Source organism: Mesorhizobium sp. RIZ17 (assembly GCF_051127865.1).
Classification (GTDB): domain Bacteria; phylum Pseudomonadota; class Alphaproteobacteria; order Rhizobiales; family Rhizobiaceae; genus Mesorhizobium; species Mesorhizobium humile.
The window spans coordinates 3817989-3839436 of record NZ_CP147861.1; the positions used below are offsets into that span (position 1 = coordinate 3817989).

13 protein-coding genes are annotated in these 21448 nt (G+C 63.0%); 2 read left to right on the top strand and 11 right to left on the bottom strand.

What is annotated here, in order from left to right:
* Window positions 1-11: 11 nt before the first annotated feature.
* The 6 genes from WDX12_RS18285 to WDX12_RS18310 all read right to left on the bottom strand — a co-directional run bounded on the left by WDX12_RS18285 (window position 12) and on the right by WDX12_RS18310 (window position 6245).
* Window positions 12-854 (bottom strand): carbohydrate ABC transporter permease, encoded by an 843-nt coding sequence (locus WDX12_RS18285; protein ID WP_320298557.1) that lies wholly within the window; start codon window positions 852-854, stop codon window positions 12-14.
* Between the two features lie 5 nt (window positions 855-859).
* Window positions 860-1756: a carbohydrate ABC transporter permease gene (locus WDX12_RS18290; RefSeq protein WP_434721491.1), complete on the bottom strand. Its 897-nt coding sequence runs from the start codon at window positions 1754-1756 to the stop codon at window positions 860-862.
* Window positions 1757-1896: 140 nt separating this feature from the next.
* Entirely contained in the window at window positions 1897-3144 is a 1248-nt protein-coding gene (locus WDX12_RS18295; RefSeq protein ID WP_434721492.1) for an ABC transporter substrate-binding protein, read from the bottom strand.
* A gap of 111 nt (window positions 3145-3255) precedes the next feature.
* The gene (locus tag WDX12_RS18300) at window positions 3256-4401 is read right to left on the bottom strand and encodes an ABC transporter ATP-binding protein (protein ID WP_320298560.1); all 1146 of its coding nucleotides are present in this window, start codon (window positions 4399-4401) and stop codon (window positions 3256-3258) included.
* A gap of 89 nt (window positions 4402-4490) precedes the next feature.
* Window positions 4491-5441 carry a PfkB family carbohydrate kinase gene (locus WDX12_RS18305; RefSeq protein ID WP_320298561.1) on the bottom strand — a complete coding sequence of 317 codons (951 nt, stop codon included), beginning with the start codon at window positions 5439-5441 and terminating at the stop codon, window positions 4491-4493.
* Window positions 5442-5444: 3 nt separating this feature from the next.
* Complete coding sequence (locus tag WDX12_RS18310) at window positions 5445-6245, bottom strand: class I fructose-bisphosphate aldolase (protein ID WP_010914679.1); 801 nt, start codon at window positions 6243-6245, stop codon at window positions 5445-5447.
* 179 nt (window positions 6246-6424) lie between these two features.
* Here WDX12_RS18310 and WDX12_RS18315 point away from each other — a divergent pair, with 179 nt between their 5' ends.
* Window positions 6425-7573 carry a Gfo/Idh/MocA family protein gene (locus WDX12_RS18315; RefSeq protein ID WP_434721493.1) on the top strand — a complete coding sequence of 383 codons (1149 nt, stop codon included), beginning with the start codon at window positions 6425-6427 and terminating at the stop codon, window positions 7571-7573.
* A gap of 14 nt (window positions 7574-7587) precedes the next feature.
* Window positions 7588-8583, top strand: a complete 996-nt coding sequence (locus WDX12_RS18320) for an alpha/beta hydrolase (protein ID WP_434721494.1) — start codon at window positions 7588-7590, stop codon at window positions 8581-8583.
* Here WDX12_RS18320 and WDX12_RS18325 read toward each other — a convergent pair.
* The 5 genes from WDX12_RS18325 to WDX12_RS18345 form a co-directional block, all read right to left on the bottom strand.
* Window positions 8571-9593 (bottom strand): LacI family DNA-binding transcriptional regulator, encoded by a 1023-nt coding sequence (locus WDX12_RS18325; RefSeq protein ID WP_320298565.1) that lies wholly within the window; start codon window positions 9591-9593, stop codon window positions 8571-8573. The genes WDX12_RS18320 and WDX12_RS18325 overlap by 13 nt on opposite strands.
* Window positions 9594-9968: 375 nt before the next feature.
* Complete coding sequence (gene glmS, locus WDX12_RS18330) at window positions 9969-11792, bottom strand: glutamine--fructose-6-phosphate transaminase (isomerizing) (RefSeq protein ID WP_434721495.1); 1824 nt, start codon at window positions 11790-11792, stop codon at window positions 9969-9971.
* 174 nt (window positions 11793-11966) lie between these two features.
* Window positions 11967-13397, bottom strand: coding sequence for an HlyD family type I secretion periplasmic adaptor subunit (locus WDX12_RS18335; RefSeq protein WP_320294480.1), 1431 nt, complete (start codon window positions 13395-13397; stop codon window positions 11967-11969).
* Window positions 13372-15531 (bottom strand): type I secretion system permease/ATPase, encoded by a 2160-nt coding sequence (locus tag WDX12_RS18340; RefSeq protein WP_434721496.1) that lies wholly within the window; start codon window positions 15529-15531, stop codon window positions 13372-13374. The genes WDX12_RS18335 and WDX12_RS18340 overlap by 26 nt, the downstream gene beginning before the upstream one ends.
* Window positions 15532-15544: 13 nt before the next feature.
* A complete protein-coding gene (locus WDX12_RS18345; RefSeq protein WP_434721497.1) occupies window positions 15545-21127 on the bottom strand; it encodes an Ig-like domain-containing protein in 5583 nt (1860 codons plus the stop codon).
* Between the last annotated feature and the right edge of the window lie 321 nt (window positions 21128-21448).

Below are 21448 nucleotides of genomic sequence, written 5' to 3' on the forward strand. Positions count from 1 at the left end.
CCGCGGAACATCTATTTGACCGAGCCCGCGGTCATGCCGGCGAGGAAGAACCTCTGGGCGATGAGGTAGATCAGCAAGAGCGGCAGCGAGCCGAGCACGCTCATCGCCATCATCTGGTTCCATTCGAAGGCGTGCTGCCCCATCAACAGCTGGATGCCGATCGGGACGGTGCGCATGGACGTCGACTTCGTCAGCGTCAGTGCGAAGAGAAACTCGTTCCAGCACAACAGGAATGTGTAGACCGACGTCGCCACGATACCAGGCAGTGAGATCGGCACGATTACCCGCCAGAGCGCCGTCCAGCTGCTGCCGCCGTCGACAGCCACCGCTTCATCGAGATCGCGGGGCAAGGTGTTCAGATATCCCGTCATCAACAGGATTGCGTAGGGCAGGGTGAACACCAGGTAGGTCAGGATCAGCGCGACATAGGTGTCGAAGATGCCATAGGAGACGACAAGCCCGAAGAAGGGGATCAGAAGCGTGATCGGCGGGATCGTCTGCGTGCTGATGATGAGCGTGTTGAGGCTGCCCTTGCCGCGGAAATTGAAGCGGCTGAACCCATAGGCCGCCAGCAAGGCGATCAGCACCGTCAGCACGGTCACCGCTCCGGCGACGAAGTAGCTGTTGAAGAAGAAGCGCAGCTTCACCGGGTCGCCAAGGATGGCTTCATACGCTTCCAGCGTGAAGGCCTTCGGCAGGATGGTCGGCGGCAAGGCGAAGATTTCGGTATTCGATTTGAACGAGCTGCTGAGCATCCAGTAGATCGGGAAGGCCGCGAAAAACAGCCCCGCCGCAAGACCAACATGCAGCGCGACGGTGATCAGCCTGTCTTTCGGCGTGTGTCTTTTCCTCATGGCGACTACCGGGCCTTTTGATAACGGATATAGAACAGCGTCAGGCCGAGAGAGATCAGCAGGATGACCACGGCGCTCGCCGACGCTTGGGACAGGTTGTAGCTCGAGAACGCCAGCTTGTAGGTGTAGGTGCTGAGCACCTCGGTCGAGTAGATCGGACCGCCGCCCGTCGTTATCCAGATCAACGGGAAGACCTGCATGGTCCAGATGAAGTCGAGCAGCGAGATGCTGATGATGATCGGCATCAGCTGCGGGATCGTGATGAAGATCAGCTTCTGATAGGCCTTCGCCCCGTCGATATCGGCGGCCTCGTAGAAATCCTTGGGAATGCCTTGCAGACCGGCGAGCAGGCTGACCATGAAAAGCGGGTAGCCCGCCCAGATGTTGGCGAAGGTGACCGCGTGCAGCGCGGTCTCGGGCGAGGAAAACCACTCGATCTTGGAACCGATGATGCCCAACTGGATGAGAATGCTGTTCACGACGCCGTTCGGCTCGAGCAGCAGACGCCAGATCACCGCGATGATCACCGCGGTGAACAGCCAGGGCAGTATGTAGAGCACGCGCAGGATATTGCGCAGCGTTGGATTGATGCGGTCGCTGTTCAGCATGAGCGCGAAGACCATGCCGATGGTCATGTGGAAAACGACGCTCATGCAGGTGAAGTAGAGCGTGTGCCACAGCGAAGCCCAGAACACCGGATCGTCGTAGATCGCCTGGTAGTGTTTCAGTCCGGCAAAGGAAGGGTCGCGACGCAGCACCGCGCTGTTCTGGAACGAGTAGGCGATCACCGTCACCATCGGCAGCAGCATCAGAAGGCCGATGATGATGAGCGAGGGCGACAGATAGAGATAGGGTGCGACCGCTCGTTTCAGCTTGTGGTGGGAGCGCTTTTGCCGGGTCATGTGCCAACCTTGGGATACGCCTTCAAGAGAAGGCGAGCCTCAAAAACAGGTCCATTCTCAAATTGCCGATCCGTTGTTGCCGGGTGGCCTGCCCGAAGTCAGGCCACCCGGCCGAAGATAGCAAAGGGGGAACAGGCCGATCAGAATTTCGCCATCCAGCCCTTTTGAGCGTTGGCCGCGGCTTGTTCCGGAGACTGCTCGCCGGCGAGCATCTTCTGGGCTTGCACGTCGAACTGGGTCATCAGGTCTTCAGCCACCGGCAGGCCCGTGAACTCGTTGGCGAGATAGCCGGTCTTGAAGATTTCGAACGCCTTGCCGAAAGCCTTGTCCGAGGTCACGAAATCGGGCTTGGCGTTGACGTTGCCCGGGAAGGCGTTGGCGAGCGACACCAGCTTGGCGTTGACCTTTTCGCTCATCAGATATTGGACGAGTTTCCAGGCCTCTTCCTGATGCTTCGAGCCGGCGGAGATGCCGATGCCCCAGGAGGCATAGGGAAGGCCGCGCTTGCCGGTGTAGCCCTCCACGACCGGGACCGGGATGAGGTCGAAGTTCAGCTTGGGATTGCGCTTGCGGATAAGGTTCACATGCGCGAGCGAGTCGATCATCATCCCGACGCGGTCGTTGACGAACTCCTCGACCTTCTCCTGTTCGGTCTTGGTGGCGATGCCGGGCGAGATGGTGCCGGCGTCGTTGAGCGATTTGACGAAGGCAAGCATATCGACGACCGGCTTGGCCTCGAGAGCCGGCTTGCCGTCCGCCATCATCGACTGACCCGAAGCCCAGACCCACGACATCATATCGTTCTGGACGCCGGACGGCGTTTGCAGCGAGAGCGGCAGCACCCAGCCATACTGGTTCTTGTCGGCATGGGTCATCTTCTTGGCGGCTTCGAGAAACTCCGCGCGGGTAGACGGCAGCTTGGTCACGCCGGCCTGGGCGGCGAGGTCCAGATTCACGAAGACCGGATAGACGAACGAGGCGACCGGGAACATCACCGCCTTGCCGTCCACCTTGATGATATCGGCGACCTGGGCTTTGTCGAACTTGCTCGCATCCATCATCGGGTTCATGTCGGCGAGCGCATTCTGCGCGTTCAGATTGTTCACCCAGGCGCCGTCGAGACCGACGACGTCGCTGAGCGTTCCGGTTGCGGCGCCCACCGAGATCTGGTCTCGCGTGGTCGCATAGGGGCCGCTGACCAGCGTCACCTTGATGCCGGGATTCGCGGCCTCGAAATCATCCATGATTTTGCGCAAGGAGCCTGCGGGCAGCTCTGGCTCCCACCATTGGGTGAATTCCAGCGTCGTGTCCGCCATGGCGCCGGTTGCGCCAAGCAACCATGCGGCCGCGGCCATTTTCAGCATCGCGGGTCTTATACGAAACATCATTTTCTCCTCCTTCTTAGTGATCGGCCGCACAATGCGGACGATCGTCTGGTTTATTCAGAAGCCTTCTTTCGCAGGCGCCTCGCTCCCGCCTGCGGGCCTTGCCGCAAATCTTCAGATCGCCAGATGCGTCTCGGGATCGAAGAAATGGAGCTTGGTATCATCCAGGGCCAGCCGGATTTCCGACCCGGAGCGGACTTCGCTGACCGGTTCGAATTTCGCCACCGCGTTCGACGCCAGACCGAAATCCTCGACCGCGTCCGGGTCGCCGGAGTCCACCCGGACCGCGTCGATGTTGAGATGGACGATATGTTCGGACCCGAGCTCTTCGATCGAGGTCACCTTTGCCGGTATCGTCTGATACTTGCGGCCGGATTCGAGGCTGCTGTCATAGAGATCCTCGGGCCGGATCCCGAACACGACCTTGCGCCCCGCATACGATTTCAAGCTTGGCCTGCGCGCGAAGGCCGCATCCTGCAGCCGTATGGCGAAGGCGCCGGACATCAGCTCGCTGCCCGTCAGCGTTGCCTCGAAAAGGTTCATCGAAGGAGAGCCGATGAAGCCGGCGACGAAAGCGTTCACCGGTGATTCATAGAGCCTCTTGGGTGTGTCGACCTGCTGCAGCACGCCGCCCTTCAACACCGCGACCCTGTCGCCCATCGTCATCGCTTCGATCTGGTCGTGGGTCACGTATATGGTCGTCACGCCGAGCTGCTTTTGCAGGCTGGTGATTTCGGCGCGCATTTGCACACGCAGTTTCGCATCCAGATTGGAGAGGGGTTCGTCCATGAGAAAGGCGGCCGGCTCGCGCACCATGGCGCGGCCCATGGCAACCCTTTGACGCTGCCCGCCTGACAGGTTCGCGGGTTTGCTGTCCAGCAGCGACGTCAGCTGAAGGGTCTTGGCGATCTCGTCCACGCGCTTCTTGCGCTCGGCCTTCGGCTTGCCTGCCAGCCGCATCGAAAAGGCGATGTTTTCGAACACCGTCATATGCGGGTAGAGCGCGTAGCTCTGGAAGACCATCGCGATGTCGCGGTCCTTTGGCGGCATGTCGACGACGTCGACGCCGCCGATCCGAAGGCTGCCGCTGGTGACGTCCTCCAATCCCGCGATCATTCGCAGCGCTGTGGATTTGCCGCAGCCGGACGGCCCGACGAGAATCAGGAACTCGCCGTCCTCGACCGACAGGTTCAGTTGGTCGATCGCGTGAAAATTGTTTCCGTAGGTCTTGCAGATATTCTCAAGAACGACTTCTGCCATCTTCCTCCCTCCACAAGTCTAAGCCGCTGATTTTGTAATTATTCTCGGCCTGTATTCGCTTGCGAAACGTTTCCTCGGATAGTTCCGTTCTATGTTCCGGTATCGAGCTGCGCATGGTTCAGCCCGGCTGCCGATGGAGCGTTCGCCGATGCCAGGAGTTGCCTGACCTGATCGTCGGTCGGAAGCGCCTCGCGCCCGCCATGCCCCGTTACCGACAGGGCTGCGGCCGCGGCCGCGAATGCGACCCGGCCAGCGGTGTCGCCGCCGCGCGTCAATGCATGGGCATAGGCGCCATGAAAGCAGTCGCCTGCGCCGGTCGAGTCGACGACGGCAACCCGGTGCGGAGGCAGGTGCCAGAGACCCCTCTCGTCGCGCCCGCGATAGTAGACGCCCCTGTCGCCATCGGTCAGAACCACGGCCGACCGCGACGGCGACCACAAAGCCTCGAGCATCTCGGCGGGCGAGCGGCGACCCGTGGCGGTGCGTGCGAAGCCGAGCGGAAGAATGAGATGGTCGCAGAGCGCCGTCAGCCTGTCGGTCGCTGGCCCGCCGCTCCATTCGATATCGCCGAGGATCGCGAGGCCGAGATCGCGAGCCCGAGCCACGACATCCAGCGACCGGATCGCATAGCCGTCGACGATCAGCATGGTCGCGCGGCTGAGGACCTCGTCCGGAAAGTCCGGCGCGGTGCCCAGCATCGCTTCGTCGTCATAGGCGATGAATCGGTCCCCGTCGGAGCCGACGGTGATACGCGAGCGTACCGGGCGCGCATCCGGGTGGCGCGGCGCGAATGCGGTTTCGACACCGCTCTCAATGAGATCGCACAGCACGGCGTCGTCCGCGGCATTGCTCAGCCAGCCGATGAATCCGGCGTTTCCGCCGAGCCGCGCGACGGCGGCAAGGGCCGTCGCGACATTTCCACCGAAAGCGCGCGTGCTTTGCAGAACCTTCCCCTTGCCCGCCGACAACGGCTGATCGACATAGGCGATGTCGTCGATCGCAATGGCGCCGAAGCCGAGGATTGAGGGGACGGTGGGCATTGTTCAGGCACCCGCCTTCGCCAGAGCGTCTTGTGCCGAAAGGCCGTCATGGATGACGCCCCGGAAGGCAAGAGCTGCTTTCTGCGGATCGCCATGTCCCCAGAGATTGCGGCCCACCACGGCGCCGCGCGCGCCGGCACGGATGGCGTCCGCCGTCTGCTGAAGCGCGCCGAGCAGCGTATCGGTCTTCGGCCCGCCAGCGATCACGACCGGCACCGGGCAGGTCCGAACGGTCTCCCTGAACGATTCGAAGTCGCCGGTGTAGCCGATCTTGATCACGTCGACGCCGGACTCGTAGCCGATGCGCGCCGCATAGGCGATCTCGTCGGGGGTGAAGACGATCTTCGCCCCGTCGGTGAAATCGCGCGGATAGATATGCGCCACCACCGGCATGCCGTAGCGCGCCGCCGCATTCACCGAGTCGGTCAGCCAGCGTATGTATTTGCCCTCGGTCGCGCCGCGCACCGGAATGGCCACGGCCAACGCATCGGCGCCTGCCCGCACCGCATCCTCGGGCGTTGCAATCAGCTCGCTGATGCGATCGTCCGGGGTGAAGCAGCCCGCCTGGATCACGAGGGAAGCCTTGCCCGCATATTGCGGCCACAGATGGCGCGCGGTGCCCGGCTGGATGCTGACATAGTCGGGTTTGCCCGCCATGACGCGTGCGAGCGCACCCGGCAGGTCGGCAAGGCCGCCTTTGCGCACGTCGCCATAGCCGACGAAGTGGTCGACCGCACCGCCAAAAAGATTCCCCGATGGATGCGAGAAGAGGCGCGCAAGACGCACCTTGGTTCCGAGGCTCATGAGTGGAAAATTCCTCAATCGTTTGTTTTCAAAATCCCGGTGCACGGCGTTTTCATATGCTCTATAAAAATTTTACGCGCGTCAAGAATTAAAATGTTGTATAGCGGCTTTTGACTGTGCTCCGTTGCAGGCGAAAGGGTGCAGCCAGGCCATGGCCGCGTTGGGAGGTACGATCTGAAATGCAAGGAAAATCAAAGACAAAGCTCGGCATCGGCGTCATCGGATGCGGCAACATCTCGATGACCTATCTGCGCAATGCGAGCCTGTTCGGCGGGGTCGAATTGCGCGCCTGTGCCGACATTTCGGCCGATATGGCCGCGCTCCGTGCCAGGGAATATGGCATCCGCACGCTCGGCGTCGACACGCTTCTGGCCGACCCCGACATCGACCTTGTCCTCAATTTGACGATACCGGCGGCGCATTTCGACATTTCGCTTTCGGCGCTCTCGGCCGGAAAACACGTTTTCACCGAAAAGCCGCTGGCGACGTCCGCCGCCGATGGCCGCCGGCTGGTTGCCGAGGCGGCAACGCGCGGTGTTCTGCTCGGCTCGGCGCCCGACACCTTCCTCGGTGCTGCCGGACGTAGGGCGCGCCGGCTGATGGACGAGGGCGCGATCGGCCGCGCCGTCACCGGCACCGCCTTCATGATGGGGCGCGGCATGGAGCACTGGCATCCCAATCCGCAATTCTACTATCAGCCGGGCGGCGGCCCGGTCTTCGACATGGGTCCTTACTACCTGACTATGCTGGTCAACCTGCTCGGCCCGATCGCACGCGTCATGGCGATGGCGACGCGCGGCCAGGAGGAACGTCTGGTCACCGCCGACGGTCCTTACAAGAACACCACCTTCAAGGTCGGCACACCGACCAACATCCTGTCGCTGCTCGAGTTCCGCTCCGGCGCCACCGTCACCTTCGGCGCCTCCTGGGACGTCTTCAAGCACTCCAACCATCCGATCGAACTGCATGGCACCGAGGGCTCGCTGAGGCTGCCCGATCCCGACACCTTCGGTGGCACCGTCTCGCTCTCGGCGCGCGGCGCCGACTGGAAAGATCTCGAGAGTGAGCGCGAGCTCTACGGCGCGCGCAACTGGCCATACGCCGCGCCTGACCGCGCCAACTACCGCATGCTCGGCGTCGCCGACCTGGCGCGAGCTCTGACGGAGGGCAGGAGGCCGCGCGCGTCCGGCGATCTGGCGCTGCATGTGCTGGAGATCATGGAGGCGATCCTGGCCTCGGGCGAAAGCCGTGGCTCAGTCGCCGTCAACGGCACGGTCGACCAGCCGCCGCTGCTCGGCGAGGACGAGGCGGCGAGCCTGCTGGCCTGACAGGAGGTCCGTCGATGACGACATCGCCGCTGACGGCAGCACCGAACCTGTCCGCGCTCGACCCGCAAGCGCTACATGTTCTCGATCTCGGCCGCCGGGCGAACGGGCCGCCCTTCGAGACCGGCACGCCGGAACAGGCACGCCGTACCTATGTGAACGGTCTTTCCGATCTACAGGGCGACCGCGAGCCGGTAGGGTCGGTCACCGAGCGCACAATCGCCGGACCGGGCGGCGCGCTGAGGCTGAGGATCTATCGCGGGCAGGGCGCGCCTGATGCGGATGCTCCGGCGCTGCTTTATCTGCATGGCGGCGGCTGGGTGATCGGCAATCTCGAATCGCATGACGAGATCTGTCGCTGGTTCGCCAACATCGCGGCTTGCGTTGTCGTGTCGCCCGATTACCGGCTGGCGCCCGAGCACAAGTTTCCAGCGGCGGTGGAAGACTGCCGCGCCGTGTTGTCCTTCATGCAGGATCATGCCGCCGATCTCGGCATCAACGCGAAACGCGTCGCCGTTGCAGGCGACAGCGCCGGCGGCAATCTGGCCACTGTGCTCAGCCTCGTTGCGCGCGAGGACAAACATCCGCTGACGGCGCAACTGCTGCTCTACCCCAACACCGATGCCGCACAGACGGCGGACAGCTATCGTCGCTTCGCCGTAGGTTTTGGACTGACCGCCACGACCATGGCCTGGTTCCGCGACCACTATGTCCGCGACGCCGCCGACGTCGGCGATTGGCGCGTCTCGCCGCTCAAAGCCGAAAGCCTTGTGGGAGTGGCGCCGGCCTTCGTCGCCATCGCCGGCCACGACATCCTCACCGATGAAGGCGAGGCCTATGCAAAGCGTCTCCTGAACGCCGGTGTGCCGGTCGTGCTCGAGCGCTGGCCGGGCCAGATCCACGGCTTCGTTTCGATGGGCCGCCACGGGCGGGCATCACGACAGGCGGTCGAGGCGGCGGTTGCCGCCTGGCGTGGCTTCGATCGCGCTCTCGCCAAAGATCAGGCCGACTGACGCATCACCAGCGTCGCGTCGAGTTTGACCTTGGGCGCGACCGCCGTCCCGTCTTCGTTGAGCAGGGCAAGCAGTGTCTCGACGCTGCGTCCGGCCATCGCGGCGAAATCCTGCGCCATGGTGGTGAGGCCGGGGCAAGCGTAGCGGCTCAGCGGATGGTCGTCATGCGCGGCGACGCGCAGGTCGCAATCCGCCTTGCGGCCGACCTTGAGCCCTCGGGCGAAGGCGGCCGCCATCAGGCCGAAGGCCAGGCGATCATTGTTGCACAGGATGGTCTTGCCCGGCAGGGCGCCATTGCCAAGCATCCTTTCGGTCTGCTCGTAGCCGATCCGCTCGAAATCCCAAGTGTAGTCCTTGGTGTTGCCGATCACGATGGGCTCATGCCCGAGCCGTTTCATCGAGGCGACATAGCTCGCCAGCCGTTCGGGCGAGTTGTGGTTGACGTGCGGGATGTCGAAATAAACCGGCGCGTCGCCCGAGCGGCAGAGATAGTCGACGATGGTCGCGACGCTCTGCGTGTTGTTGTTGCCGACGAAGGGCGTGTGGCCTTCGAGGTAGGTGTCGAAATAGACGATCGGGATCGCCTGCGTCAGCTTTTCCAGCGTGCGATGGTCGGAACGCCGCCCGAGCGGCGCAACGAGCGCGCCCGAGACCTTCAGCGACAGGATGGTCCGCGTTGCCTCGACCTCGAGCTCGGTCGAGCCATGCGAGGAGATGACGATCGGCCAGTAGCCTTCGTCGCGCAGCCGGAGCTCGATGCGGCTGACCATCTCCGAATAGAACGGATCGGTCACAGTCGGCACGACAATGCCGATGCTGCGTGTGCGCTTGCGGTTGAGGTTACGCGCGAACAGGTTCGGCTGGTAGTCGGACGAGCGCAGCGCTTCCTCGATGCGCTTGCGCGTCGCCGGCTTGACGCTGGTCGGATCGTCGAAATATTTCGAAAGCGTAGGCCTGGAGACGCCGCAGGACCGGGCGAAATCCTCCATCGTCTTGTGCGTCATCGCCATTCAAACCCTCGCAGCACGGACACGGCCTGGTCCATGCGCTGTCCCGTGCTTTCCTTGCGGTGCGCCAGCGCGCGACTGCAAGTTGAAATTTTACAGGAAGCCATGTAAGTTATCAACGCGTCGACGAAAATTATTCCATGCGTAAATTTATTAATTAACGTGAAAATTCCAGGTGTTCAATCTTGAAGGGAATAGGCTGCGCGCGTGCCGGGGACATGGATGGAGAAGCTGGTCTGCACCGGCGAAATCCCGGTCGAGATCATGGTTGAACGCATCGGCCGGGCTTCCTCGAGCGCCTTCGCGTGCGGAACGCACAGGGAAAGCTTGCCAGTTCTCTAAGTAAATCATCCAGGAGCGAGCGTCCTCTCAATCCGCCTACTCCACCGTGACCGACTTCGCCAGGTTGCGCGGCTGGTCGACGTCGGTGCCCATGAAGACGGCGGTGAAATAGGCCAGCATCTGGATCGGCAGGGCGTAGATGATCGGCGAGATGATCTCCGGCACTTCGGGCAGGATGATCGTCTCCATCGTCTTGATGCCGGCCTGGGCCGCGCCCTTGGCATCGGTGATCAGGATGATCTTGCCGCCGCGCGCCGCCACTTCCTGCATGTTCGAGACCGTCTTTTCGAAGATGCGGTCATGCGGCGCGATCACGATCACCGGCATGTTCTCGTCGATCAGCGCGATCGGCCCGTGCTTCAGCTCGCCGCCGGCATAGCCCTCGGCGTGGATGTAGGAAATCTCCTTGAGCTTCAGCGCCCCTTCCATGGCCAGCGGGAAGTTGGTGTCGCGGCCGAGATAGAGCACGTCCTTGTAGCGCGACAGCTCGCGCGCGATGCGCTCGATCTGCTCGTCGAGCTTCAGCACCTGGGTGGCGAAGCGCGGCGCTTCGGAAAGCTCGCGCACCAGCCGCTTTTCCTCGTCGCGCGAGATCGTGCCGCGCGCCACGCCGGCGCGGACCGCAAGTGCTGCCAGGACGGAGAGCTGACACGTGAACGCCTTGGTCGAGGCGACGCCGATCTCCGGCCCGGCAAGCGTCGGCAGCACGACGTCGGATTCGCGCGCCATGGTCGATTCGCGCACATTGACCACCGCGCCGATCTTCATGCCGGCCTGGCGGCAATAGCGCAGCGAAGCCAGCGTGTCGGCGGTCTCGCCCGACTGCGAGATGAAGAAGGCCGCGTCGTTGGCCGACAGCGGCATCTCGCGATAGCGGAATTCGGAGGCGACATCGATGTCGACCGGCAGCCGCGCATAGCGTTCGAACCAGTATTTCGAGATCAGCCCGGCGAGATAGGCGGTGCCGCAGGCCGACAGCGCCAGCCGGCCGATCCTGGCGAAGTCGAACGGCAGGTCGAGCGGCTTCGACACGCCCGAGACGAAATCCACGTAATGCGCCAGCGTGTGCGAGATCACCTCCGGCTGCTCGTGGATTTCCTTTTCCATGAAATGCCGGCGGTTGCCCTTGTCGACCATGAAGCTGGTCGACAGCGATTGCTGGCGCTTGCGGTCGACCTTGTTGCCGTCGATGTCGTAGATGGTCACGCCGTCGCGCCGCACGACCGCCCAGTCGCCGTCCTCAAGATAGGTGATCGAGTTGGTGAAGGGCGCCAGCGCAATCGCGTCCGAACCCAAGAACATTTCGCCCTCGCCATGGCCGACGGCCAAAGGCGGACCGTTGCGGGCGCCGACGATCAGGTCCTCGTCGCCCTTGAACATGATTGCCAGCGCGAAGGCGCCCGAAAGCCGCTTCAGCGCCGCATGCGCGGCTTCCACCGGCTTCAGCCCCCTGGCGAGCTCGCGCGCCACCAGATGCGCGACGACCTCGGTGTCGGTCTGCGAGGTAAAGCTGTAGCCGTCGCGGGTGAGCTCGTCGCGCAGCTCGGCGAAATTCTCGATGATGCCGTTGTGGACGATGGCGACGCCGTTGGAAAAATGCGGATGCGCGTTGGTCTCGTTGGGCACGCCATGCGTTGCCCAGCGCGTGTGACCGATGCCGATCGTGCCGTCGAGCGGCTCATCCCTCAGCCGGCGTTCGAGATTGATGAGCTTGCCTTCGGCGCGGCGGCGGCCAAGCTCGCCCTTGTCGACCGTCGCGATGCCGGCCGAGTCGTAGCCGCGGTATTCGAGCCGCTTCAGCGCATGGACGAGGAGTGGCGCGGCCTGCGAATGGCCGACAATTCCAACGATTCCGCACATGTCCAGCCTCCGAATCCCGGCCGAACTATCCCTGATGCCGCGAAAGCCAGACTACCCCTCATTATCTGCGGGTTGATCGTTCATTTGAACGAGCCACCTGATTAATCGCACCCAGGCATAAAACACCGCGTCGTCGCATTTCAGCGGCCAGCCGAGTCGACACAGCAAACCATCTCACCTCTCATGCAAGACTTCCTGCCTGTAGCGGAGCAGCGGCGAAAGCAAATAGCTGATGATGCGGCGCGAACCGGTCTTGATCTCGACCGTGACCGACATGCCGGGCGAGAGATCGGCGGACCGGCCCTCGATCTGCATCTGCGTGCGGTCCAGCGAGACGCGCGCCAGGTAAGCAGGCCCCTGGTCCTTCTTCTCGGGGATCGAACTCTCCGCGCTCGACGAGGAGTCCCGCACGGCGTCACCACGCCTGTCATTCGTAACGGTATCACGCGAGACGCCGAGCACACGGCCGTGCAGAAGCCCGTACCGCGTGAAATTGAAGGTATCGACTTTGATCGCTGCGTCCTGGCCCGCGGATATGAAACCGACATCGCTGTTCGACACCATTGCCTCGATCTCGAGGGCGGCATCGGCCGGCACCACGACCGCGAGTGCCTGCGCTGGCGTGACGACGCCTCCGATCGTATGCACGGAAAGCTGCTGCACGACGCCGTCGACCGGGGCAGTCAGGGTTTGCATCTTCGCCCTGTGCTCTGCCTTGATCATGTCCTGGGCGAGACCTGCCGCTTTTTGTTCTGCCTTTGCCAGATCATCGAAAAGCGAGCGACGGTATTCGGCCTCGGCTCTTGCGCGAGTCTCCTTCAAGACCGAGATAGCCGCTTTGACCTCGCCCTGGCGGCTCTCCAGGACCGGGAGATCGTGCTGCTGGCTGATCAGGTCCTGCAAGTCGGTGAGATAGGTAATCTTGGACGCGAGACCCTTGTTGTAAAGGTTCTTGCTCACATTGGCCCGTTCCTGGAGCGGCGGGAGAACCGCCTGCAGCTTGTCTATGGTGGCGGCGATTGTCTCGCCTTCCGCCTCCTTCTCGGCGAGCTGGCGCGCGATCTCGGCGACCTTGGCGTCTTGCTCGGCCGTTTGCATGGTAAGGAAGCGACGCTGCGTATCGATCAAGGCCTGGCTTGCATCGGCGGGGGCGATGAAATCGTCGAGGGGATTGGCATGACCCGAAAGCGCCGCCCGCAACCGCGCCACCTCGAGCTCGGCCGCGACGAGATCGCTCTTGATGTGGTCGGTCTCGGCCGCGCTGATTGTTGGGTCGAGCTCGATCAGAACGTCGCCGGCCTTCACCGGGGCCCCGTCGCGCACGCGGATGGCGCGTACGACACCTGTCTCGAACGGTTGGACGACCTTGACGCGGTCGTTGGGCACGATCCTGCCGGGAGCGGTCGCGACGATGTCGACTTGACCGACGGTCGCCCAGGCGGCCGCTAGGCAGAAAAAGGCAATGATGGTCGCGCCGATGGCGCGGCCGACGGGCGAGGGCGGCGTCTCCATGACCTCGAGCGCCGCGGGCAGGAACGCGGTTTCATAGTCGCGGCGGCGTACGCGCCGGGCGGGAAATTCAACGATGTTTCCGGCGGCCGCCATTGGCTTGACCCGCTTGCAGGTGATGGAGGTTGGCGTAACGACCGTTCGAGCGCATCAGGTCGGCATGCGTGCCGTCCTCAACGATGCGGCCGCGATCGATGGTGATGATACGGTCGGCATCGCGCACCATCGACAGGCGGTGCGCGATGATGATGACGGTGCGCCGATCGGCCATGGCCCGCATGTTGTCCTGGATGATGCGCTCGCTCTCATAGTCGAGAGCGCTCGTCGCCTCGTCGAAGATGAGGATGCGCGGATCGCCAATCAGTGCTCGGGCAATGGCGATGCGCTGACGCTGGCCGCCCGAGAGCGAGCAGCCACGTTCGCCGATCACAGTGTCGTAACCTTCCGGCAACTCGAGGATGAATTCGTTGGCCCCGGCGAGCTCGGCCGCGGCAATGACATCCTTTATCGGCATCGCCGGATCGGCGAGCGCGATGTTGTCGCGCACCGAGCGGTTGAAGAGCACATCCTCCTGCAACACCACGCCCACCTGCCGGCGCAGCCAGGCGGTATCGACCATGGCGAGATCGACGCCGTCGGCCAGCACGCGTCCGTTCTCTGGCACGTAGAGGCGCTGGATGAGTTTGGCGATCGTGCTCTTGCCTGAGCCGGAAGCGCCGACGAGCCCTACGATCTGGCCGGGCGGAAATTGAAAGCTGACATCGTGCAGTACCTGCGGGCCGTCGACGCGGTAGCGGAAGCTTACATGCTCGAAGGTGATCTCGCCGTGGATAGGCGGCAGCGCGGCGCGGCCCGAGCTGAACGACGGCTCTGGCTGCGTGTTGAGGATATCGCCGAGCCGCTCGACAGAGAGACGCGCCTGATGGAAATCCTGCCAGATCTGCGCGAGGCGCAGAACTGGCGCGCTCACGCGACTCGCAAGCATGTTGAACGCCACAAGCTCGCCGACCGTCAGGTTGCCGTCGATGACGAGCTTGGCGCCGAAGAACAGGGTGGCAGCGGTGACGATCTTGCTTGCGAGCTGGATGGCCTGGCTCGCCATGTTGCCGAGGCTGAGCACGCTGAAGCTGGCGCTTACATAGGCGGCAAGCTGTTCTTCCCAGCGGCGCTGCATCTGCGGTTCGACCGCCAGCGCCTTCAGTGTCTCGACCCCGGTGACGCTCTCCACCAGCAGAGCCTGATTTTCAGCGCCGCACCTGAACTTCTCGTCGAGCCGCCTGCGGAAAAGCGGCGTCGCGCCCGCCGACACGCCGATATAGACGGGAAAGGCGCCGAGCACGACCAGGGTCAGGAGCGGGGAGTAGAGGACCATCACGCCGAGGAAGATGACAGTGAAGGCGAGGTCGACGACCAGCGTCAGCGCCGAGCTGGTGAGGAAGTTGCGGATATTCTCCAACTCGCGCACGCGGGCGATCGAGTCTCCCGCACGCCTCGCCTGGAAATAGGCCAACGGCAACGCCATCAGATGGCGGTAGAGGCGCGCGCCGAGCTCGACGTCGATGCGGTTGGTCGTATGGGCGAACAGGTACGTGCGTAGTCCGCCAAGGATTGCCTCGAAGACCGCGATCGCCACGAGTCCTATGGTGAGGATCTCCAGCGTGCTCAGCCCGCGGTGCACCAGCACCTTGTCGATCACGACCTGGAAGAAGAGTGGGCTGATAAGAGCAAATATCTGCAGGAAGAGGGATGCAATGAGGACCTCGCCCAGCAGATGGCGATATTTCCAGATAGCGCCGAGAAACCAGCTGATGCCGAAGTGCCGCGACAGGTCGGACAGCGAAGCGCGGCGCGCCATCAGGATGAGGCGCCCGTCCCAGATCTCTTCGAATTCGGCGCGCGACAGCGCTTCGGGACGTGGCGCATGGGGACGCTGGACGAGGACTTGGTTGTCCCCGGCCTTGCCGAGCAGCAGGAAGCCGCCATCCGTGAGCGACGCTATGGCTGGCAGCGGCGTGCGGCCGAGGCGCGGCCAGGCGCTTCTTATGCTGCGCGCCTTGAGACCGAAATCCTTGGCGCAGCGCAGCATTTCGGTCGTGCCGATGCGCGCCTGGCCGAATCGATGACGTATCTGCGGGCCTTCGGCCGCGACGCCGTTCAACTGAAGGAGCATGACCAGAGAACCAAGCCCCTGATCGTCTTCCTGCCCGATCTGAGGGCTTCCGAATGCCATGCCCGGAACCCCCTCAGTGCCCGAAATGCCCAGGTGTCGTCAGCATCGCCAAGACATCGTTGCCGCCATGCTGGGACCACGCCGGGGCGATCTCACCGGCGTTGGCGCGACCGTCGTGGAAACCCCAGGCAGCATACTGGTTGAACAGCGCAAGCAGGTTCGATGTTGGATTGGTTGTGGTCGCCGGAGGATCGGTGACAGTCATCGTCCTTGACGGCGCGCTCGCCGTTTCGCCAGCCGTCGAATTGCTCGCGGTGACCGTCAGCGTCGCGACGGGATGGTTCGTGCCCTTATAGGAGGATGCCAGCGTCAGCCCCGAGATCGGCTTGCCCACCGTGGACGAGGTCTCGGTGATCGTCCAGGTGTAGGTGCCGTTCAATTGCAGTGCTTTGCTGACGTGGTAACCGCTCGGCGCCGAGATCGTCTCGTAGCTGGGCAATCCCGCGATTTTCAAGGTGACGCTGTCGTCGGAATCGACCGGGGTTGCGGTAATGCCGAGCGCCACCGAGCTACGTGCCTGGACGGTCAGAGCCGTGTTGGCGATCGTCAGGATCGGCGCCTCCGGTGTATTGTCTTCGTCGACGATCAGGGCCTTGGTGGCAAGCGGGGCAAGATTGCCAGCCTTGTCCGCCACATCCGCGGTCACCGTGTAGGCCCCGTCGGCCAGTGCCTGTGCCTGTGCGCTCGTCACACTCATCGACCATGCATTGTTCTGATCGCTGGTCGTGTAGCTGTCGACGACGACGTTCTGGCTGTTGACGATGTTGACCGTGACCACCTGGCCGTTCTCGACATTGGTCGAGGTGCCGCTGATGGCGAATCCGGTCAGTGCTTCCAGGGCATTGACGTTGTTGTTGCCGGCGATCGTGTTGATGGCGATTGTCGGCACCGTGGTGTCGATCTGCAGCGTCCCGGCTGGATTGTAGTTGGTGGCGCCTGCCAGATTGGCGTTGTTGGTCGCGGGATCTGTGATGGTCGACCCGTTCAAACTGAACGAGGAAACCGTCAGATCTGAGGTGTTCTGACCGGAGGCCACGGCGTAGCTGAATGTCAAAGCGGTCGTGCCTGACCCACCGCTGTAGGTCGCAATTCCACCATCGTTGAGCAGGAGTTGCGGCGAGCCGCCGGTTGTGTTGACCGTCACCGCCGCGCTGAAGTTCACGGTCAGCGTGACGATCTTGCCGGCGTTCAGGTCGCCGGTGCCATTGGTAATGCCCGTGCCGGATGTCGCGATCGAGGCGATCGTCGGCGCGCCGCTCACCGGAGCGAAGGTCATGATAGGCGCCGTTCCGGTCGAACCCAGCGCGGGCAAATTATACATATTTTCGATCGTGTGCAGGAGCGAGTAGTGATCGAAGAGCTGGCTGTTCTGTCCCGCGCCCACGCCGGCGCCGAAGACGAGCGTCGCGACGTGATTGTTACTCGTGCCGTCGTCCTCGTCGAAGGCGACGACGAGAATGCTGTTATGGGTGGTCGCCCAGTTGGCATAGGCGCTGAGATGTGAACTGAGCCACTGATCGCCCTGCGCGATGGTACCGGTATGCATGTCGTCGTTGATGTTGGGGGCGACGAACGAAACCGTCGGCAACGTGCTGAAATCGGTTGGAAACTGGCTGAAATCCTGGCCCGTATTCTGTGAGTCGCCAAAGCTCGCCCAGGGATCGTGATCCTGATCTGGAGGGGATTCCGCGTAGCCGACAAAGCGGTCGCCGGCCTGCGCCAGTTCCCCCGCTAGCGTTGGCGTTGTCGGAAAGAAGAAGCTGCCGTCCGTTGTGATACCTTGGGTTGAGCCGGAGAAAATCGCGAAATAGTTTGGCTCGCTTGGGTGGGAGACCGCGTAGTAGTTGGTGAAGAGCGTACCTTGACTGGCGAGCGAGTTGATGTATGGCGCGGCGGAGTTGCCGATGATTTCCGAGTAGCTGTGATTTTCTTCCATCACGACCACGACGTGGTCGGGGGCTCCCTGCGGCACTCCCTGGTAGGTGTATGTGACGGGCGCGCTGATCCCGACATTTCCCGCGAGATCCGTATCCCGCGCCGTCAGACTGTTCGTGCCGTTGGTCAAGTTGATATTGGTGCTCCAGCTTCCGTTCGCCTGGACGGTCGCGGTTGCAACCTGGGCAGTGCCGTCGAATATCGCGACCGTCGCGCCAGGACCGGAAATGTCCGGGTCGCTGACCGTTCCCGTCACGGTCAGCGTCGGCTGGGTCGCCGTGCCGCCGGCATTGGTGATCGCCACTGCGGGGAGCGTCGTGTCGAGCGTGAACGTCAGCGATGCCGATGAGGGGTTGCCGAGCGCATCCGTCTCGCTGGCGATGATCGTATGCTGCCCGTCAGCTAGTCCTGTCGGCGTGAAGGTCCAGGCTCCCGTGCTGTTGGCCGTCACCGTGCTTGAGATTGGGGTTCCATCGACGGTGAAGTGCACGACCGTGTTCGCGCTGCCGGTTCCGGTCAACGTGGCGTCTTTAGTGATCGTGTCGCCCGAAGATGCGCCGGTGTCGTTGAGCAAGCGTTCGGTCACGGCTGGGGTGGATGACTGGATGGCGACTTGCGCCACCGCTGTCTGCCACCAGCCATTGGCGGAGTACTCGCTCGACAGCCAAAAGGAATTCGCATGGTTGGGATCGGCGATCGCGGTCGAATAGATCCCCCAGCGCTGAAGTGTTGCGCTGTCGCCATTGGCGAGATAGCTGGCGCTTGCCTGGTAGAGAACGGGCGCGCTGAAAGCGCCCGAGGGATCGCCAGCCGCCAGGAAGCTGTAATAGTCGGCCGGGTACATGTTCGGGCCGCTGGCGGTGAAGTTGATGACGACGTCGCCCGCCTGGTCGGCGGCGATCGAGCCGTCGAAGGTGGCGACGCCGGCGCCGATCGAGGCGCCCGATATGTTGCCCTGTGCCACCAGGACGGGGCTGCTTGGATTGCTCACGTCGAGCTTGAACCAGTGCACCTGGGGGGTGCTCGAGCCGACCGGCTTCACTTCGAACACGCCGTAGAGAAAGCCGTTGGCATAGGCGAGGTTCTGAAGATGCCCATCGCCGGCATCCAGCGGAATGCTGGTTCCCTGCTGCTGGGCCGTGAAATCGACCCCCCCGTCGCCTTGATCGATACTGCCGAGCGACACGGTGGTTGCTGCGCCGAAGCTGTTGGTGGCGAGGCTGTAGGTCTGCAAAGTGATGAGGGTTTGGCTGCTGGTTCTGATCGCCGAAGCGTAGTAGGTCTGGCCGTTGTTGCCGGCGACGACCCGGGTCATGCCCTGATTTGGCGCAGCAAGCTGGCTGGCCACGACAGTCATGGTGCCGCCATTGTAGAGGCCGCCGCCGGTGCCCGCCGTGTCGCTGATGACCCATTCTTCCGTCCCGGCGAAGCCTGAGACATTGACGTCGTATTGGGGTGCCGTGATGTAGATGTTTGTGCCGTCGAGCGACAGGATCGGCTGATCGGCTGCCGTCAGCTGACCGTTGATCGTGAGCGATGTGTTCAGCGAGTAGAAATACCAGCCGTCGTTGGGGTTCGAGTCCTTCGATACGGCGATGTCGATGTTGCTGATCGCGCCGTTTGAACCGATGTTGTCCATGGTGACGACGTATCGGTTGTTGACGCTGTCATACACCGCGCGTGGATCGAACAGGGCGTTGGCCGCAGTCGAACCGAGGGATCCGAAGAACTGGTAGACCGACTGCAAGTTCGCCGCGCCGCCGGACAGGTTCGTCCATTCGATCCGCGATCCCTCCGCCATGACGATGTAGCTTGGACCGACGGCGAGCGCATTGTGCGGCGGATCGCTCGAAGTGTCCGAAATGCCGGAGAATAGCGTCGTGATCTGCGATGTCGCGCCCTGGTAGGTGTATGTGACGGGCGCGCTGATCCCGACATTTCCCGCGAGATCCGTATCCCGCGCCGTCAGACTGTTCGTGCCGTTGGTCAAGTTGATATTGGTGCTCCAGCTTCCGTTCGCCTGGACGGTCGCGGTTGCAACCTGGGCAGTGCCGTCGAATATCGCGACCGTCGTGCCGGGGCCGGAAACATCCGGATCGCTGACGGTTCCCGTCACGGTCAGCGTCGGCTGGGTCGCCGTGCCGCCGGCATTGGTGATCGTCACGGTCGGGAGCGTCGTGTCGAGCGTGAACGTCAGCGATGCCGATGAGGGGTTGCCGAGCGCATCCGTCTCGCTGGCGATGATCGTATGCTGTCCGTCCGCGAGTCCTGTCGGCGTGAAGGTCCAGGCTCCCGTGCTGCTGGCCGTCACCGTGCTGGAGATGGGGCTTCCGTCGACGGTGAAGTGCACGACCGCATTCGCGCTGCCGGTGCCGGTCAGTGCGGCGCTGCTGGTAATGTTATCGCTCGGCGACGCGCCGGTGTCGTTGAGCAAGCGTTCGGTCACGGTCGCGTTTGGCGCCTGGATGGCGACTTGCGCCACCGCTGTCTGCCACCAGCCATTGGCGGAGTACTCGCTCGACAGCCAAAAGGAATTCGCCTGGTTGGGATCGGCGATCGCCGTGGAATAGGTGCCCCAGCGCTGGACTGTCGGGCCGTCGCCATCGGCGAGATAGCTGGCGCTTGCCTGGTAGAGAACGGGCGCGCTAAAGGTGCCTGAGGGATCGCCAGCCGCCAGGAAGCTGTAATAATCGGCCGGATACATGTTCGGGCCGCTGGCGGTGAAGTTGATGACGACGTCGCCGGCCTGGTCGACGGCGATCGAGCCGTCGAAGGTGGCGACGCCGGCGCCGATCGAGGCGCCCGATATGTTGCCCTGCGCCACCAGGACGGGGCTGCTCGGATTGCTCACGTCGAGCTTGAACCAGTGCACCTGGGGGGTGCTCGAGCCGACCGGCTTCACTTCGAACACGCCGTAGAGAAAGCCGTTGGCGTAGGCGAGGTTCTGAAGATGCCCGTCGCCGGCATCCAGCGGAATGCTGGTTCCCTGCTGCTGGGCCGTGAAATCGGCGCCGCCGCCGCCCTGATCGATGTTGCCGAGCGACACGGTGGTTGCTGCGCCGAAGCTGTTGGTGGCGAGGCTGTAGGTCTGCAATGTGATGAGGGTCTGGCTGCCGGTGTTGACGGCGGAGGCATAATAGGTCTGGCCGTTGTTGCCGGCCACGACCCGGGAAATGCCTTGACCGGGCGCAGCAAGCTGGCTGGCCACGACAGTCATGGTGCCGCCATTGTAGAGGCCGCCGCCGGTGCCCGCCGTGTCGCTGATGACCCATTCTTCCGTCCCGGCGAAGCCTGAGACATTGACGTCGTATTGGGGTGCCGTGATGTAGATGTTTGTGCCGTCGAGCGACAGGATCGGCTGATCGGCTGCCGTCAGCTGACCGTTGATCGTGAGCGATGTGTTCAGCGAGTAGAAATACCAGCCGTCGTTGGGGTTCGAGTCCTTCGATACGGCGATGTCGATGTTGCTGATCGCGCCGTTTGAACCGATGTTGTCCATGGTGACGACGTATCGGTTGTTGACGCTGTCATACACCGCGCGTGGATCGAACAGGGCGTTGGCCGCAGTCGAACCGAGGGATCCGAAGAACTGGTAGACCGACTGCAAGTTCGCCGCGCCGCCGGACAGGTTCGTCCATTCGATCCGCGATCCCTCCGCCATGACGATGTAGCTTGGACCGACGGCGAGCGCATTGTGCGGCGGATCGCTCGAAGTGTCCGAAATGCCGGAGAATTGAGTGGTGATCTGAGACGAACTGGTCATTCGGAACCCCGATCCGTAAGGGATGGATCACCGCCGGCGGCAATCATGTGGACGTCAATCCGATCCTCGCGAGATCGGACAACGCTTCCCCAGGTGTAAATGCGGGAAGCTTTCCGGCTCGAGTGAACCGAAGCAACGCTCCGGTTCTTGTCGCGAACTGGATTCGTATTGACGTAATGTTTCGGAATAGATCGGAGCACTGTAACGTGCACCCTCCAT

Bases quoted from the DNA above. Each gene is read 5' to 3' on its own strand.
- WDX12_RS18285 (WP_320298557.1), bottom strand. From the start codon at position 854: ATGAGGAAAAGACACACGCCGAAAGACAGGCTGATCACCGTCGCGCTG.
- WDX12_RS18290 (WP_434721491.1), bottom strand. From the start codon at position 1,756: ATGACCCGGCAAAAGCGCTCCCACCACAAGCTGAAACGAGCGGTCGCA.
- WDX12_RS18295 (WP_434721492.1), bottom strand. From the start codon at position 3,144: ATGATGTTTCGTATAAGACCCGCGATGCTGAAAATGGCCGCGGCCGCA.
- WDX12_RS18300 (WP_320298560.1), bottom strand. From the start codon at position 4,401: ATGGCAGAAGTCGTTCTTGAGAATATCTGCAAGACCTACGGAAACAAT.
- WDX12_RS18305 (WP_320298561.1), bottom strand. From the start codon at position 5,441: ATGCCCACCGTCCCCTCAATCCTCGGCTTCGGCGCCATTGCGATCGAC.
- WDX12_RS18310 (WP_010914679.1), bottom strand. From the start codon at position 6,245: ATGAGCCTCGGAACCAAGGTGCGTCTTGCGCGCCTCTTCTCGCATCCA.
- WDX12_RS18315 (WP_434721493.1), top strand. From the start codon at position 6,425: ATGCAAGGAAAATCAAAGACAAAGCTCGGCATCGGCGTCATCGGATGC.
- WDX12_RS18320 (WP_434721494.1), top strand. From the start codon at position 7,588: ATGACGACATCGCCGCTGACGGCAGCACCGAACCTGTCCGCGCTCGAC.
- WDX12_RS18325 (WP_320298565.1), bottom strand. From the start codon at position 9,593: ATGGCGATGACGCACAAGACGATGGAGGATTTCGCCCGGTCCTGCGGC.
- glmS (WP_434721495.1), bottom strand. From the start codon at position 11,792: ATGTGCGGAATCGTTGGAATTGTCGGCCATTCGCAGGCCGCGCCACTC.
- WDX12_RS18335 (WP_320294480.1), bottom strand. From the start codon at position 13,397: ATGGCGGCCGCCGGAAACATCGTTGAATTTCCCGCCCGGCGCGTACGC.
- WDX12_RS18340 (WP_434721496.1), bottom strand. From the start codon at position 15,531: ATGGCATTCGGAAGCCCTCAGATCGGGCAGGAAGACGATCAGGGGCTT.
- WDX12_RS18345 (WP_434721497.1), bottom strand. From the start codon at position 21,127: ATGGCGGAGGGATCGCGGATCGAATGGACGAACCTGTCCGGCGGCGCG.